General features: G+C 66.2%; 13 protein-coding genes. 7 read left to right on the top strand and 6 right to left on the bottom strand.

The window, feature by feature from the left end; translation table 11 throughout:
- Positions 1-264 precede the first annotated feature (264 nt).
- Both ABMA10_RS16025 and ABMA10_RS16020 read right to left on the bottom strand, forming a co-directional pair.
- A complete protein-coding gene (locus ABMA10_RS16025; protein ID WP_347867161.1) occupies positions 265-1,209 on the bottom strand; it encodes a type IV toxin-antitoxin system AbiEi family antitoxin domain-containing protein in 945 nt (314 codons plus the stop codon).
- A gap of 442 nt (positions 1,210-1,651) precedes the next feature.
- A complete protein-coding gene (locus tag ABMA10_RS16020) occupies positions 1,652-2,893 on the bottom strand; it encodes an IS256 family transposase (RefSeq protein ID WP_431030684.1) in 1,242 nt (413 codons plus the stop codon).
- 205 nt (positions 2,894-3,098) lie between these two features.
- On the opposite strand from ABMA10_RS16020, the gene ABMA10_RS16015 reads away from it, so the two are divergent.
- The 3 genes from ABMA10_RS16015 to ABMA10_RS16005 all read left to right on the top strand — a co-directional run bounded on the left by ABMA10_RS16015 (position 3,099) and on the right by ABMA10_RS16005 (position 5,613).
- Positions 3,099-3,536, top strand: coding sequence for a hypothetical protein (locus tag ABMA10_RS16015; RefSeq protein WP_431030683.1), 438 nt, complete (start codon positions 3,099-3,101; stop codon positions 3,534-3,536).
- A gap of 93 nt (positions 3,537-3,629) precedes the next feature.
- The gene (locus ABMA10_RS16010; RefSeq protein WP_431030682.1) at positions 3,630-4,874 is read left to right on the top strand and encodes an IS256 family transposase; all 1,245 of its coding nucleotides are present in this window, start codon (positions 3,630-3,632) and stop codon (positions 4,872-4,874) included.
- 43 nt (positions 4,875-4,917) lie between these two features.
- A complete protein-coding gene (locus ABMA10_RS16005) occupies positions 4,918-5,613 on the top strand; it encodes an integrase core domain-containing protein (RefSeq protein WP_431030681.1) in 696 nt (231 codons plus the stop codon).
- Between the two features lie 334 nt (positions 5,614-5,947).
- Here ABMA10_RS16005 and ABMA10_RS16000 read toward each other — a convergent pair whose 3' ends face one another.
- Genes ABMA10_RS16000 through ABMA10_RS15985 form a run of 4 tightly spaced genes read right to left on the bottom strand, consistent with a single transcriptional unit; the run spans position 5,948 to position 9,986 of the window.
- Entirely contained in the window at positions 5,948-6,724 is a 777-nt protein-coding gene (locus ABMA10_RS16000; RefSeq protein ID WP_347868670.1) for an ABC transporter ATP-binding protein, read from the bottom strand.
- Positions 6,721-7,692, bottom strand: coding sequence for an ABC transporter ATP-binding protein (locus ABMA10_RS15995; RefSeq protein WP_347868669.1), 972 nt, complete (start codon positions 7,690-7,692; stop codon positions 6,721-6,723). The genes ABMA10_RS16000 and ABMA10_RS15995 overlap by 4 nt, the downstream gene beginning before the upstream one ends.
- The gene (locus tag ABMA10_RS15990; RefSeq protein ID WP_347868668.1) at positions 7,682-8,662 is read right to left on the bottom strand and encodes a branched-chain amino acid ABC transporter permease; all 981 of its coding nucleotides are present in this window, start codon (positions 8,660-8,662) and stop codon (positions 7,682-7,684) included. The genes ABMA10_RS15995 and ABMA10_RS15990 overlap by 11 nt, the downstream gene beginning before the upstream one ends.
- Before the next feature lie 10 nt (positions 8,663-8,672).
- Entirely contained in the window at positions 8,673-9,986 is a 1,314-nt protein-coding gene (locus tag ABMA10_RS15985) for an ABC transporter permease subunit (protein ID WP_347868667.1), read from the bottom strand.
- Positions 9,987-10,206: 220 nt separating this feature from the next.
- Here ABMA10_RS15985 and guaB point away from each other — a divergent pair, with 220 nt between their 5' ends.
- From guaB to ABMA10_RS15965, 4 genes are all read left to right on the top strand, one after another.
- The gene (guaB, locus tag ABMA10_RS15980) at positions 10,207-11,709 is read left to right on the top strand and encodes an IMP dehydrogenase (protein ID WP_347868666.1); all 1,503 of its coding nucleotides are present in this window, start codon (positions 10,207-10,209) and stop codon (positions 11,707-11,709) included.
- 91 nt (positions 11,710-11,800) lie between these two features.
- Entirely contained in the window at positions 11,801-12,919 is a 1,119-nt protein-coding gene (locus ABMA10_RS15975; protein ID WP_347868675.1) for a GuaB3 family IMP dehydrogenase-related protein, read from the top strand.
- Between the two features lie 185 nt (positions 12,920-13,104).
- A complete protein-coding gene (locus tag ABMA10_RS15970; protein WP_347868665.1) occupies positions 13,105-14,838 on the top strand; it encodes a glycerol-3-phosphate dehydrogenase/oxidase in 1,734 nt (577 codons plus the stop codon).
- Positions 14,839-14,962: 124 nt separating this feature from the next.
- Complete coding sequence (locus ABMA10_RS15965) at positions 14,963-15,529, top strand: hypothetical protein (protein WP_347868664.1); 567 nt, start codon at positions 14,963-14,965, stop codon at positions 15,527-15,529.
- Positions 15,530-15,548: the final 19 nt, after the last annotated feature.

The following is a 15,548-nucleotide window of genomic DNA, read 5'->3' as shown; positions in this document are numbered from 1 at the left end:
CCACTCCGGGGCCCCTGTTTTTCGTACATCCCCCTCCTCAGCCGTCCTGGTGCCAGCGCGGTGCGCTGGACCGAGCGCTACCCACTGGCGCGAGCGCTACCCTCCGGAGACCCGCGCTCGCGCCAATGGGTAGCGCGCGAGGCGCACCGGACCCTCTCGGTCCAGCGCACCGCGCTGGCGGCGTCCGGACGTCGCTCGGTCGGCAGCACCGCGCTGGCGGCGGGGACGTCGCGCTCGGCTCTGTTGGAATCGGCTCGGTTGTGCTCAGCGCACTGCGCGGCGCAGCCCCGCGCGTTCGAGCTTCGCGGCGAGGCGCGCCGGGTGGAGGAGGTCGTCCCACGTCGCCCGGACAACCGTGTACCCGAGTGCTCGCAGACGGTCTTCGCGGACCTTCTCAGCGATGACGATGTCCGCGACAGCCCGGCCGCCCGTGAACTCCTCTCGGACGTACTTCTGGAGCCCATCGAACTCGAGGATGATCCGTTCATCGAGCCAGGCCGCATCTGCGTTCCCGATGAGGCCGTCGGCGTCGAAGAACGCGTGCTGCAGGATCGGAGGAGGGAAGCCCAACTGGATCAGGGTGACCCGCATCTTGGACTCCCCGCCGTTCGCCGCGAGTGGGGTGGCGAGGTTCGCGGTGAACCGTACTTGCGCGGCACCACGTCTCCGGGAGGCGCCCTGCGAGATGGCCTGCATCGCTGCGGGGTCCGCGAGTCGCAGCCGCAGCGCCGCGTCCGCCACTGCCACGGCATCATCGAGGCGGGCGACTGACGCGATGTCGATGACCGTGCGCGCAGGGTCGGTGACGCGGAAGCCGTGACACAGACGTGTGCCGACGGGTCGTTCCGTGGTGTGGCGGATGATGCCGGGAGCCGACCGCCCACCCCGGTCACCGACGGTCAGGGTGTGCACCTCGGGTGGCCACGAACCGGCGATGTGCATGCCCCAGAGCAACGCAGCGGAATAGTGGCTGAAGACGGCCTCCTTGCGCAGCGCGATCCCAGCTGCCTCGATCCGAGCACGGTACTGCCCGTTCGGGGAGAGTGCACTCCATGCCGGTTCAGGAATGTAGATCCCCTTGCGCAGCCGCACGAGGTGACCGTCGCGGTGGGCTGCGCTCACAAGCCGCTCCGCGCCGATGCGCCTTGCATCTCGCACGAGCAACAGGCCGTTCGGGCGTATCAGCAGGTCGAGGTCGAACGTCTCCATGGCATCAGCCTGGGCGCAGTGCGCCGCTCGGCTACCGCACTCTGGCCCGGATGTGGAGAAGTGGCCCTCCCCGACTCCAGTGGAGGACGCTCGATCGGCCAGCGCGGTGCGCTGGACCGAGCGCTGGTCATCGGCGCGAGCGCGCCCCGCTGTGCGACGGAGACGCCCAATCGGCGCGGGCGCGGGCTGCTGGCGCGAACGCGGGCCTCCGGAGGGTTGTGAAGTCTCAGGACATCGTGGACACTTCTGTCTCAGGACTTCGTGGACAGTGTGTCTCAGGAGTTCGTGGACACTTCCGCGGTTCGGTGGAGCATGTCGATACCGAAGCGTCCATCTCCGAAGGTTCGTTTGCTCGTGGCATCGTGGCCTGATGATGCGGGCCGGGGTGCGGGTCAAGTCCAAACGCGTGGTGTAACGGGATTGCCGCGTGATTCTTGGATTTCTAGGCGCTGAGGGCGCCGAGTTCGGTTGTTTGTTCCTCCTTGTCGGTCGGGACGAGGGTGAGGCGTGAGCGGCTGAGGACGTCGAGGCCGAGATAGCGGCGGCCTTCGATCCACTCGTCGTGTTGTTCGGCCAGGACCGCTCCGACGAGGCGGATCAGGGAGCCGCGGTCGGGGAAGATACCCACGACGTCGGTGCGGCGGCGGATCTCGCGATTGAGGCGCTCCTGCGGGTTGTTGGACCAGAGCTGGCGCCAGATCTCCTTCGGGAAGCCGGTGAACGCGAGCACGTCCGCCCGGGCGGTCTCGAGGTGGGTGGCGACTGCGGGGAGCTTCTCTTCCAGGGCGTTCAGGACCCGGTCGAACTGTGCGTGGACGGCGTCCTTGTCGGGCTGGTCATAGACCGAGTGGAGCAGGGTCTTCACCCACGGCCAGCTGGACTTCGGGGTCGCGGACATCAGATTCGCGGCGTAGTGGGTGCGACAGCGCTGCCAGGTCGCGCCGGGCAGCGTCGCCCCGATCGCCGCGACGAGGCCGGCGTGAGCGTCGCTGGTGACGAGCTTCACCCCGGTGAGGCCGCGGGCAGTCAGGTCGCGGAAAAAGCCCAGCCAGCCGGCGCCGTCTTCGGCGCTGGTGACCTGCAAGCCCAGGATCTCACGGTGCCCGTCCTTGTTCACGCCCGTCGCGAGGAGCGCGTGGACGTTAGCGACACGGCCGCCCTCGCGCACCTTCAGCACCAGGGCGTCGGCGGCGACGAACGTGTAGGGGCCAGCGTCGAGGGGCCGGGTGCGGAACTGCTCGACCTGCTCGTCGAGGTCGGTGGCCATGATCGACACCTGCGACTTGGACAGACGAGTGATGCCGAGGGACTCGACGAGTTTCTCCATCCGCCTGGTCGAGACCCCGAGCAGGTAGCAGGTCGCCACGACGCTGGTCAGGGCGGCCTCGGCACGGCGGCGCCGCTCGAGGAGCCAGTCCGGGAAGTACGTTCCGGTGCGCAGCTTCGGGATCGCGACGTCGAGAGTGCCGGTGCGGGTGTCGAAATCCCGGTGCCGGTAGCCGTTGCGGGAGTTGGTCCGGTCGGCGGAGATCTGGCCGTATTCGGCCCCGCAGACGGCTTCGGCCTCGGCGCTCATCAGCGCGTTGATGAACGTGGTCAGCATCTGCCGCATCAGGTCCGGCGAGGCTTGCTCGAGTTGTTCGGACAGGAAACGGGCAGGGTCAATAAAATGGGGTGCGGTCATCGCGTGTACTCCTTCGGAAAAGACTTGATCGGTCTTTCCAAGAATCACGCGGTGGCCGCCTCACATCGGTGCAACACGCCCATCAGGGCCGGGGTTACACCACGCTATTGGACGCAACCGGGGTGCGGTCTCGGCGTTCTGCGAGGAGCATGGTGTTTCGCGGTCTTGGTTCTACAAGATCCGCGCCCGGGCTGCGGCAGATGGTGTGTTCGAGGTCGTCGCTCCGACATCCACGAGGCCTCGGTCGAGTCCGGCTCGGACGAGCGACGAGATCGTCGATCTCGCCATCAGTGTTCGGGCGCGATTGCGTGCAGAGGGGTGGGATTTCGGCCCGTTGAGTGTGATCGCGAGGTTGCGGCGGATGGGCTTCCAGGAGTTGCCCTCACGGGCCACCTTGGCGCGGATCTTCGTTCGTGCGGGCGTGGTCGAGGCGGAGCCTCGGAAGCGGCCCCGGAGCGCGTTTCGTCGGTTCGTCTATCCAGCCCCGAACTGTTTGTGGCAAATCGATGCAACCGAGTGGACGCTTACTGACGGTTCGCTCTGCACGATCTTCCAGATCATCGACGATCATTCCCGTCTCGCGCTCGCGTCGTTGGTCGCCCGGGCAGAGACCGGAGAAGTAGTGCCCCATAAGGTGGTGTAGCCTGCGGTGGCCGGCTCGGTCTTGGACGTGAGCGCGGTCACCGTGTGACTCCTTCGAGAAGTCTCTAACCTCCACTCGAAAGGCATCATCACGATGACCGCTCCACATATTGTCGACCCTGCACACCTTCTTGGCGAAGCCCTGACCGACGCGTCTCCCGATCTGATGCGGTCGCTGCTGCAAACCATGATCAACGCGCTCCTCTCTGCCGACGCTGACGCGGTGATCGGCGCCGAGTGGGGCCAACCCACCCCGGGTCGCACCGTCCAACGCAACGGCTACCGGCACCGCGACCTCGATACCCGCGCCGGGACCATCGATGTCGCGATCCCGAAGCTGCGCTCTGGCACCTACTTCCCGGAGTGGCTCCTCGAGCGCCGCAAACGCGCCGAGACCGCCCTGATCACCGTCGTCGCGGACTGCTACCTCGCCGGCGTCTCCACACGCCGCATGGACAAACTCGTGAAGACCCTCGGGATTCACTCGTTGTCGAAGTCGCAAGTGTCCCGGATGGCTGCGGACCTCGACGAGCACGTTGACCAATTCCGACACCGCCCGCTCGGTGATGCCGGCCCATTCACGTTCGTCGCCGCCGACGCTCTCACCATGAAAGTCCGCGAAGGCGGACGCGTCATCAACGCCGTTGTTCTCGTCGCGACCGGGGTCAACGCCGATGGGCGCCGCGAGGTCCTGGGCCTGCGGGTGGCCACGTCGGAGACCGGGGCGGCGTGGAACACGTTCTTCGCCGACCTCGTCGCCCGCGGTCTGACCGGGGTTCGTCTGGTCACTTCCGACGCGCACCGCGGTCTGGTCGAGGCGATCGCCGCGAACTTCCCCGGCGCGGCCTGGCAACGCTGCCGCACCCACTACGCCGCGAACCTGATGTCGGTGACCCCGAAGAGTCTCTGGCCCGCGGTCAAGGCTATGCTGCACTCCGTTTACGACCAGCCCGACGCCGACGCCGTCCACGCCCAGTTCGACCGGCTGTTGGACTACGTCGACGGGAAACTGCCCGCAGCTCACGAACACCTCGACGCTGCCCGCGCCGACATCCTCGCGTTCACCGGGTTCCCCGAGGGGCTCTGGCAGCAGATCTGGTCGAACAACCCGAACGAGCGCCTGAATCGTGAAATCCGTCGCCGCACCGACTCCGTCGGCATCTTCCCCAATCGCGACGCGATCACCCGGCTCGTCGGCGCCGTCCTTGCCGAACAGACCGATGAATGGGCCGAGGGACGCCGCTACCTCGGACTCGACATCCTCGCCAAGAGCCGCCTCACCATCGTCCCCGACACCGGAACCGAGGTGCCCGAACCAGAACTCGCCCTCAGCGCCTAACCCAACGAATCGAAGGACACACGGCTACACCACTCCACGGGGCTTGACCACCGGAGAGGCTGCATTGCGTGTCGTGACCCAGGCGATCAACCATCACGGAGCACCACAGAAGTTCCTGTCAGACAATGGTGTCGCGTTCAATCCCACGCGTCGGGGGCATTCCAACCAGCTCATCGATTACCTCGCCTCGCTCGGCGTCGAGACGATCACGGGGAAGCCCTACAAACCCACCACGCAAGGCAAGAACGAACGCTTCCACCGCACACTGCACCGCTTCCTCAACGCCAAACCGCCAGCCGCGACGATCGAGGAACTGCAAACCCTCGTGAACGTCTTCGACGTGTCCTACAACACGCTCCGCGAACACCAATCGCTCACCGACCGGCAAACCCCGAAAGAGGCCTGGGATCGCACCCCGGCTGCCCCGTCACCGACCCCGCAACCCACCGCGATCGAGATCCACGCCGCCCGCAACGCCCTCACAGCCCTACCACCCGGCGAAGCTGAATGTGTTGTCACGTCAGGCGGCAGAACCTACCTCCTCGGTCGCACGTTCCGCCCCGGGACAGCATTCATCGGTCACACCGTCCACGCGATCTGGGACGCTCAGCAGATCACGTTCTACGACCACCACGGCACCATGATCCGCACCCAACCCATGCCATCACGCAACGAAGGCCGCCCCGCCCACGGCCGAACACGAACGACCAAGAACAGCGTTGTGTCCACGAAGTCCTGAGACAGAGAAGTGTCCACGAAGTCCTGAGACAGAAGTGTCCACGAAGTCCTGAGACATCACACACCTCCGGAGGGGTGCGCTCGCGCCAATGGGGCGCGCTTGGTCCAGCGCGGTGCGCTGGCAGCAGGCAGGGGGCAGGAGATGCACAACTCCTCCGTCCCCGTCTCAGGAGGCCGTCTTGGTGCGACGGTGCCCCTCGGGGGAGGGAGGAGTTGTGGTTCGATGACCGGTCGGGAACCGGTGGTCTCAGGAACGTCTCACGGCGGACTGCCGAGACGGACTTGTTCGAGGGTACCGAAGCACCCGGGTCCTTGGCGAGTGGCGTTCGCCCTGATCAGTCCTCGTCCTGGCCGAGGGTGCCGAGGTACAGGCCGATCACCTTGTCGTCGGACAGCAGTTCGCGGCCTGTTCCGGTGTACGCGTCCCGGCCCTGATCGAGGACGTACCCGCGGTCGCAGATCTGCAGACACCGCCGCGCGTTCTGCTCGACCATGATCGTCGTCACACCGGCCTTGTTGATGTCGGAGACCCGGATGAAGGCGTCGTCCTGTCGAACCGGCGAGAGTCCGGCTGACGGCTCGTCGAGCAGCAGCACGTGCGGATCCATCATGAGGGCACGGGACATCGCGACCATCTGACGCTCACCACCGGACAGCGAGCCAGCCCGCTGCTTGAGGCGCTTGCCGAGCTCACCGAAGATACCCGTCACGAACTCGAGTCGTTCGTTGTACTGCTTCGGCTTCTGGAAGAGTCCCATCTTCAGGTTGTCCTCGATCGTGAGGCTCGGGAACACGTTGTTCGTCTGCGGGACGAACCCGACACCTCGTGCGACGAGCCGGTTCGCCTTCAACCCGGTGATGTCCTCGCCGTTCAAGAGCACCTGGCCGCTGCGCACCTTCACCTGTCCGAAGATCGCCTTGAGGAGCGTCGACTTGCCGGCACCGTTCGGGCCGATGATACCGATGAGCTCACCCTTGCGCGCCGTCAGGTTCGCGCTGTTGAGGATGTTGACGCCCGGGAGGTAACCGGCCGTGAGGTCGGTGACCTCCACGACCATGTCCGCCGTGCTGACCGCGGTGCCGCCGACCGGGGCACTCTGTGCATCGCTCATTTCTGGTCCTCCTCGGGTGCGGCTCCGGCCGCGAGTCGCTCTTCCTGGATCTGGGCGAGCAGTTCTTCGGCCTCGGCACTGTCCTCGCCGGCGATCCGACCGGTCACGACGCCGAGGTCGACGTCCTGGTGGCTGCCCAGGTAGGCGTCGATGACCGCAGGATCCTCCATGACGGTGTCAGGAGGCCCTTCAGCGACGACACTGCCCTCGGCCATGACGACGACCCAGTCGGCGATGTGACGGACCATCTGCATGTCGTGCTCCACGAAGAGGACGGTCATGCCCTCGTCCTTGAGCGCGAGGATGTGGTCGAGCAGTGACTGCGTGAGCGCCGGGTTGACGCCGGCCATCGGTTCGTCGAGCATGACGAGCTTCGGGTCGCTCATGAGGGCCCGTGCCATCTCGAGCAACTTGCGCTGTCCGCCGGACAGGCTCGCCGCGTAGTCGTCGCGTTTCGTGTCGAGCTTGAACCGCCGGAGCAGGTCGATCGCCTTCACCTCGAGGTCCTCCTCCTGCTTGCGCCAGAGCGGCTTCACGAGGCTCGAGAAGATCCCCTCGCCCGTCTGACCGGTCGCACCGAGCTTCATGTTCTCGAGCACCGTGAGGAGTCCGAGCGCCTTCGTCAGTTGGAAGGTGCGGACCTGTCCCATGCGCGCCACCTTGAACGCCGGGACACCGCCGAGACTCTTGCCGTCGAAGTTCCAGGTCCCAGTGTTCGGCTTGTCGAAACCGGTGAGGAGGTTGAACAGGGTCGTCTTGCCGGCGCCGTTCGGCCCGATGAGCGCGGTGATCGCGTTCCTCGGGACCTCGAGGTGCTCGACGTTGACGGCTTGCAGGCCACCGAAGGTGCGTGTGACCTTGTCGGCGATGAGGATCGGATCGACCTTCGCGACGCCTGGGACGATCTCGCCGACATGCAGACCCGTGGTCTTGACAGGTCGCGAGGTGGGTGAGCTGTTACTTGACAAAGGTCAGCTCCTTCTTGTTTCCGAGGATGCCTTGCGGCCTGAAGATGACGATCAGCATGAGCGCGACGCCCACGAGGACGTACCGGAGGGTGGAGGCCTGCGTCGAGCTCATGAACGGCAGGACGTCCGCCTTCACGAGCGCCGGGAGGACGTTCGAGAGGAACGCCATGATCACCCAGAAGATCACCGAGCCGAGGAGCGGCCCGAAGACTGTCGCGGCCCCGCCGAGGAGCAGGATCGTCCAGATGAAGAAGGTGAGACTCGTGACGTACACACTCGGCACGACCGCGGAGGGCAGCGCGAGTACGACGCCGCCGAGGGCGCCGAAGATGCCGCCGACGACGAGCGCCTGCATCTTGTAGGCGAACACGTTCTTGCCGAGCGCACGGACCGCGTCCTCGTCCTCGCGGATGCCCTTCAGCACCCGACCCCAGGGGCTGCGCATGAGGAGGAACACGAGGAGGGCTGCGACGGCCAGCAGGAGGATGCCGAAGATCCGGACCCACCACTGGTTCGCGTTGAGCTCCCACGGGCCGAAGCCGTAGGTGCCCGGCGGGATCGGGTTGGCCGCGCGGAACCCCTCGTGGTAGTTGCCGAGGCCGTCCGCCGAGTTCGTGAACTCGTCGAACACCTGCGTCGTGAACAGGAGTCGGACGATCTCAGCGGCCGCGATGGTCACGATCGCCAGGTAGTCGGCTCGCAATCGGAGTGTCGGGATGCCGAGGATGAAGGCGAACACCACCGAGGCCAGGCAGCCGACGATGATGCCCAACCACCATGGGAGGTTGAAGCTCAGGATCGAGATGGCGTACCCGTAGGCGCCGAGGGCCATGAAGCCCGCCATGCCGAAGTTCAGCAGGCCGCCGTAACCGAAGTGCACGGCGAGGCCGAGCGCTGCGAGCGCATACGCGATCGTCTCCGGGCTGATGACCCACGCGAGCGTGTTCGAGAGGATGCTTCCCCAGTCCATGCGCTTGCCCCTAACCGATTCTCTCGCGACGACCGAGGATGCCCTGCGGTCTCACGAGGAGGACCGCGATGAGCACCACGAGGGCGCCGACGTACTTGATGTCAGACGGGATCCAGAGCGTCGAGACCTCGACGAGGATGCCGATGATGAGGGCACCGACCATGGCGCCGAAGGCGGTACCGAGACCGCCGAGGGTGATGGCCGCGAAGATGAGGAGCAGTAGCTGCGCTCCCATGTCCCATTTGATGCCGGGGCGGAAGTACGCCCAGAGGATGCCGGAGAGTCCCGCGAGCGTCGCCGCGAGGATCCAGACGATGCGGACCACGCGGTCGACGTCGATGCCGCTGGCCGCTGCGAGGCTCGGGTTGTCCGAGATCGCTCGCGTCGCCTTGCCGGTCTTCGTCTTGACGAGCCACCAGGCGACACCGAGGAGCACCACGACACTGACCGCCATGCTGATCATGTCCGTGACGCTGAGCGACACCGAGCCGAACAGCTTGATGTTCTCCTCGCCCGCGCCGGGCAGCTGGAACGTGCCGCCGCCGATGAAGTAGAGGAAGACGTAGCGGAGCGCCAGCGACAGGCCGATCGAGACGATCATGACCTGCACGATGCCGACGCCCTTGCGTCTCAAGGGTCTCCAGATGCCGGCGTCGAGCGCGAAGCCGAATGCGGCGCTCAAGCCGAGCGCGATGATGATGGACAGCCAGATCGGCCATTGCAGGAACACCCCGAACACGAGCGCCATGATCGCGCCGAAGGTGACCATCTCCGCGTGGGCGAAGTTGCTGAGTCCTGTGGTGCCGAACACGAGCGATGCTCCGATGGCCGCCAGAGCGAGCATCAAGCCGAAGTTCACGCCGTTGACGAGGCGTTCGGCCAGCTGATCCCAGAAGCTGACGGTGACGCGGACGCCTTCGCCGAGGAAGAAGTTGACCGATTTCGATTGGGTGAGGCCGAACTCGGCCTCGATGGTGGATCCGCCTTCGGCGACGATGACGCCCTTCGGGAGGGTCTCCTCGTCGAGGGTGACCTTGTAGGTGCCTTTCTCGGGGACGCCGATCTTCCACTTGCCGTCCGCATCCGTGTCGACGTCGGCCTTGTAGCCGTTGCCGTCGATCGTGATGTTGACGCCCTGGAGTGGTTTGTCGTCGTACTTGACGTTGCCGGCGAAGTAGAAGTCGTACTCCTCGCCCACTTCGTCTGCGTGCGCGGGGACCGCGCTCAATACAGACGAGAGGGTGATCGCCCCGAACAGCAGGGCGATGAGGAGCACGAATCTTCGTGCCAGTCTCGGGTCTCGGGTCGTTCCAGTGAACTTCACTGCACCTCCAGTGCCGGGCCACTTCCGTGAACCGTTCTCCTGCGTCGGACAACGCTGTTCGACGATAGAACCTGATTATTGCCTACATGTTTCGCCTGTGCGTATTTCTGCGCACGGTTTTGTCGGGATCGTGGAATAGGGGTGCACTCTGCTCCGTTACGATGGAGATACCGGCAGGGCCTGCGTTTCTGCGGTGGTTTTCGCACAATGAGAGGGACACATGGACCAGCCTGATCCGTTCGGATTCGTAGGACTCACGTATGACGATGTGCTCCTGCTCCCCGGGCACACCGACGTCATCCCGAGCGAGGCCGAGACGGCCTCCCGCCTGACGAAGCGCATCACGCTGAACACGCCGCTGCTCTCCAGCGCGATGGACACCGTGACCGAGGCTCGCATGGCCATCGCCATGGCGCGCGAGGGCGGTATCGGCATCCTGCATCGCAACCTCTCGATCTCGGATCAGGCCGAGCAGGTCGACCGCGTGAAGCGCAGCGAATCCGGCATGATCACGAACCCGATCACCACGACGGCGGACGCCACCGTGGCCGAAGTGGACGCGCTCTGCGGCCAGTTCCGGATCTCGGGCCTCCCGGTCGTCAACGGCGAGGGTATCCTCGTCGGCATCATCACGAACCGCGACATGCGTTTCGTCTCACCGTTCGAGAAGGCGACCACGCGCGTCAGCGAGGTCATGACGAGCACCGGTCTCATCACCGCACCCGTCGGCACCGACCGCAACGCGGTCATGGCGCTCCTCGCCCAGCACCGCATCGAGAAGCTGCCCCTGGTGGACGAGGCAGGCAAGCTCAAGGGCCTCATCACGGTCAAGGACTTCGACAAGAGCGAGAAGTATCCGCTCGCCACCAAGGATGAGAGCGGACGCCTGCGCGTCGGCGCGGCCATCGGCTTCTTCGGTGACGCCTGGTCGCGCGCCGGTCAACTCCTCGAGGCGGGTGTCGACGTCATCGTCGTCGACACCGCGAACGGCGAGAGCGCGGGAGTACTCGACATCATCCGCAAGCTCAAGGCCGACCCGGCGTTCGCCGGTGTCGACGTCATCGGCGGGAACGTGGCCACCCGTTCCGGTGCACAGGCACTCGTCGACGCAGGAGCCGACGCCATCAAGGTCGGCGTCGGACCGGGCTCCATCTGCACCACGCGCGTCGTCGCCGGGGTCGGCGTGCCGCAGGTCACCGCGGTCTACGAGGCCTCCCTCGCCGCGCGCGAGGCCGACATCCCGGTCATCGCCGACGGTGGCCTGCAGTACTCGGGCGACATCGCCAAGGCGCTCGTCGCCGGAGCAGACACCGTCATGCTCGGTTCCCTCCTCGCCGGCACCGACGAGAGCCCCGGAGACCTCGTCTTCGTCGGCGGCAAGCAGTTCAAGGCGTACCGTGGCATGGGTTCGCTCGGCGCGATGCAGACCCGCGGCGAGAAGACCTCCTACTCCAAGGACCGTTACTTCCAGGCCGACGTCCCGAGCGACGACAAGCTCATCCCGGAGGGCATCGAGGGACAGGTCCCGTACCGCGGCCCCGTCTCCGCCGTCTCCTACCAGCTCATCGGTGGTCTGCGTCAGTCGATGTTCTACGTCGGTGCCCGCAACATCAGCGAGCTGAAGTCCAAGGGAAAGTTCGTCCGGATCACGGCCGCCGGCCTCAAGGAATCGCACCCGCACGACGTGCAGATCGTCGTCGAGGCGCCGAACTACCGCAAGTAGCCGCAAGCATCACAGCATCCGGACGGTCCGGCAGGCTTTGGCCTGCCGGACCGTCCTCGCATCAGGTGACCGGTAGGCTGGTCCGGTGAGCATGGATATTGAGATCGGCCGGTCAAAGCGCGCCAGGCGTGCGTTCGCGTTCGACGACATCGCCGTCGTCCCGTCGCGGAGGACCCGCGACCCCGAGGACGTCTCGGTCTCCTGGGCGATCGACGCCTACCAGTTCCAGATCCCCGTCCTCGCGGCGCCCATGGACTCCGTGGTCTCGCCGACGACGGCCATCATGATGGGTCAGCTCGGCGGAGTCGGCGTGCTCGACCTCGAAGGCCTCTGGACGAGATACGAGAACCCTGAGCCGCTGCTCGCCGAGATCCGCTCGCTTCCCGTCGGCCGAGCGACCGCCCGCATGCAGGAGATCTACTCCGAGCCGATCAAGCCTGAGCTCGTCTCCGCGCGCCTCGCCGAGATCCGCGCGGCCGGAGTCACCGTCGCCGGTGCCCTGTCGCCGCAGCGGACACAGGAGCTCTACGAGACCGTGGTCGCCGCCGGCGTCGACCTCTTCGTCATCCGCGGCACGACCGTCTCCGCCGAGCACGTCTCCAAGAACCAGGAGCCGCTCAACCTCAAGAAGTTCATCTACGAACTCGACGTCCCGGTGATCGTCGGCGGTGCGGCCACCTATACCGCGGCCCTGCACCTCATGCGGACCGGCGCAGCCGGTGTCCTCGTCGGCTTCGGCGGCGGCGCTGCGTCGACGACGCGTGCCTCGCTCGGCATCCACGCACCGATGGCGACGGCCGTCGCGGATGTCGCCGGTGCTCGCCGCGACTACCTCGACGAGTCGGGCGGGCGCTACGTGCACGTCATCGCCGACGGCGGTCTCGGGACCTCCGGCGACATCGTCAAGGCCGTGGCGATGGGCGCTGACGCGGTCATGCTCGGTACCGCGCTCGCGCGTGCGAGCGATGCTCCCGGCGGCGGCTGGCACTGGGGCGCCGAGGCGCACCACCCGCACCTGCCGCGCGGTCGTCGCGTCGAGGTCGGCACCGTCGCATCGCTCGAGGAGATCCTCTATGGCCCGTCACCGGTGTCGGACGGCACCGCGAACCTCATCGGCGCGCTGCGCCGCTCGATGGCCACGACCGGGTACTCCGATCTCAAGGAGTTCCAGCGGGTCGAGGTCGTCGTCGCTCCGTACCAGGGCAACTGACACGATGACGAAGCGCCTCGGTCGATCATGACCGGGGCGCTTCGTCGACTGTCGGAATCGAACCGGTTCCGCAAGCGGTTGTCGCCTCGATGCCCGCGGACTAGCCTCGGAGGCAGAGCCTCGCAGACGAGCACCTGCCACGTGCAGGACGTCGCGGGGGCGGTTTCTGCGAGCGGAGTGCGACGATGGCCACCACACCCAACAACGTGTCACGATCCACCAAGCTGGGGATGGAGGAACGTGACGCCGCGATCGAGGCGCTCAAGTCGAAAGAACTCGACATCCTCGTGGTGGGCGGCGGCATCGTCGGGACGGGCAGCGCTCTCGACGCCGTGACGCGCGGACTGAGCACCGGACTCGTGGAAGCCCGCGACTGGGCCAGTGGCACGTCGAGCCGGTCGTCGAAGCTGGTGCACGGTGGCATCCGGTACCTGGAGCAGCTCGACTTCCGTCTGGTCCGAGAGGCCCTCATCGAGCGCGGCCTGCTGCTGCAGCGGATCGCGCCCCACCTCGTGAAGCCCGTCCGGTTCCTCTACCCGCTGAACAAGCCGGTCATCGAGCGCCTGTACATCGGCGCCGGCATGCTGCTGTACGACCTCTTCAGTTGGACGGGCGGTCGTCCTCCGGGTGTGCCGCACCACCGTCACCTGTCGAAGCGTCAGGTCCTAACCTCGATTCCGAGTCTGAAGGCCGACGCCTTCGTCGGCGGCCTCACCTATTACGACGCCCAGGTCGACGACGCGCGGTACGTCGCGTCCCTCGCCCGGACCGCATCGTCGTACGGAGCGCATGTCGCGAGCCGGGTGCGCGTCGAGGGCTTCATCAAGGTCGGGCAGCGTGTCGTCGGCGTGAAGGCGCACGACCTCCAGACCGACGAACGGTTCGAGATCCGTGCCAAGCAGGTCGTGAACGCGACAGGTGTGTGGACGGACGACACCCAGTCGATGGTGGGGGAGCGCGGTCAGTTCAAGGTACGCGCCTCGAAGGGCATCCACCTCGTGGTCCCGCGCGACCGCTTCCAGTCGAACATGGGGCTCCTGCTCCGCACCGAGAAGAGCGTCCTGTTCGTCATCCCGTGGGGTCGACACTGGTTGATCGGCACGACCGACACCGATTGGCATCTCGACAAGGCGCACCCGGCAGCGACGGCAGCCGACATCGACTACCTCCTCGAGCACGTCAACAAGATCCTCGCCGTGCCGCTGACGCGCGAGGACGTCGAGGGCGTCTACGCCGGTCTCCGCCCGCTGCTCGCCGGCGAGTCGGAGCAGACCTCGAAGCTGTCGAGGGAACACCTCGTCGCGCACTCCGTCCCGGGGCTGGTCGTGATCGCCGGCGGCAAGTGGACCACCTACCGGATCATGGCGAAGGATGCGATCGATGCCGCAGCCGACGCCCTCGACGGCAAGATCCCCGCGAGCGCGACCGAGAACATCGCGCTCGTCGGAGCAGAGGGCTACCAGGCCGCGTGGAACAAGCGTGGGAAGATCGCCCGCGCCTTCGGCGTGCACACGGCGCGCATCGAGCACCTCCTGAACCGCTACGGGGTGCTGACGGACGAGCTGCTCGACCTCATCAAGGACGACCCGACGCTCGCCGACGCGCTGCCGGGAGCCGACGACTACATCGGCGCCGAGGTCGTCTACGCGGCATCGCACGAGGGGGCCCTACACCTCGACGACGTCCTGGCCCGCCGGACCCGCATCTCGATCGAGGCCTGGGACCGTGGTGTGTCCGCCGCCCCTGTGGCCGCACGTCTCATGGGCGGCGTCCTCGGATGGGACGAGGCCCGTATCGAGAAGGAGGTCAGCTACTACCTGACGAGGGTCGCCGCCGAGCGCGCCTCGCAGGAGCAGCCGAACGACGAGGCCGCCGACCGTGTGCGTCTGGAGGCTCCGGATATCGTGCCAGGGGCCTGATCTCCCCCCTGGTCCGCTGGGCCTGTGGAGAACTTTCGCACGACATCGACGACCTCAGTAGTCTCAGTCGCGCCCCAGATCGGGGACCTTGTGGTGATCACAAGGCGGCTCGAAGGAATTTCCAATGCAACACAGAATGCTCGCAACGATTGCTGCGGTCGCCGCTGTCTTTGGGACCATGCTCTCGGCCGTGCCGGCGCAAGCGGTTCCGACCTCATCGCCGATCGTGGCGTCGAGTTTGCGCCCGGGCATGGTCAGCGTGACGGGCGCCGACGGCGTTATCCGATCGTTCACGAGGGACGACCTGAATGAGACCGGCGTTGCCGGTATGAGCGGAACACTTGACACGGCTTCGAGTGACACGATCGCTATCAGCGCAGATGGGCAGAGCGCTACCGTGGTGAGCGCGGCGGGCGATGTGCTTCTGTCCCTCTCGGCGCCGGAGCTCGGAGAGGGCGATACCGCTATTGCCGCGAAAATCGTCAGAGTGGGCCAGCACCTCGTCATCACGCCGGCCGATGCAAGGACCCGATCGATGTGTGCTTCGTCTGCTTGGGGCAACGTCATTGTGAACATCGGCATGGCGGGGGTGTGCGCAATGTTGGGGGTTGGCACGATCGTCGGTGGTGTCGTATGCACGGCCGCTCTAATCGCGGCGAATGCCGCAATCGATTGGGATTCGTCGTGCTGAATCCAATCGCGTGTCGAGC

Source organism: Plantibacter sp. RU18 (assembly GCF_050613355.1).
Taxonomy (GTDB): domain Bacteria; phylum Actinomycetota; class Actinomycetes; order Actinomycetales; family Microbacteriaceae; genus Plantibacter.
The sequence above is the reverse complement of the archived record's forward strand: the minus strand, read 5'-3'. Positions and strand labels throughout refer to the sequence as shown.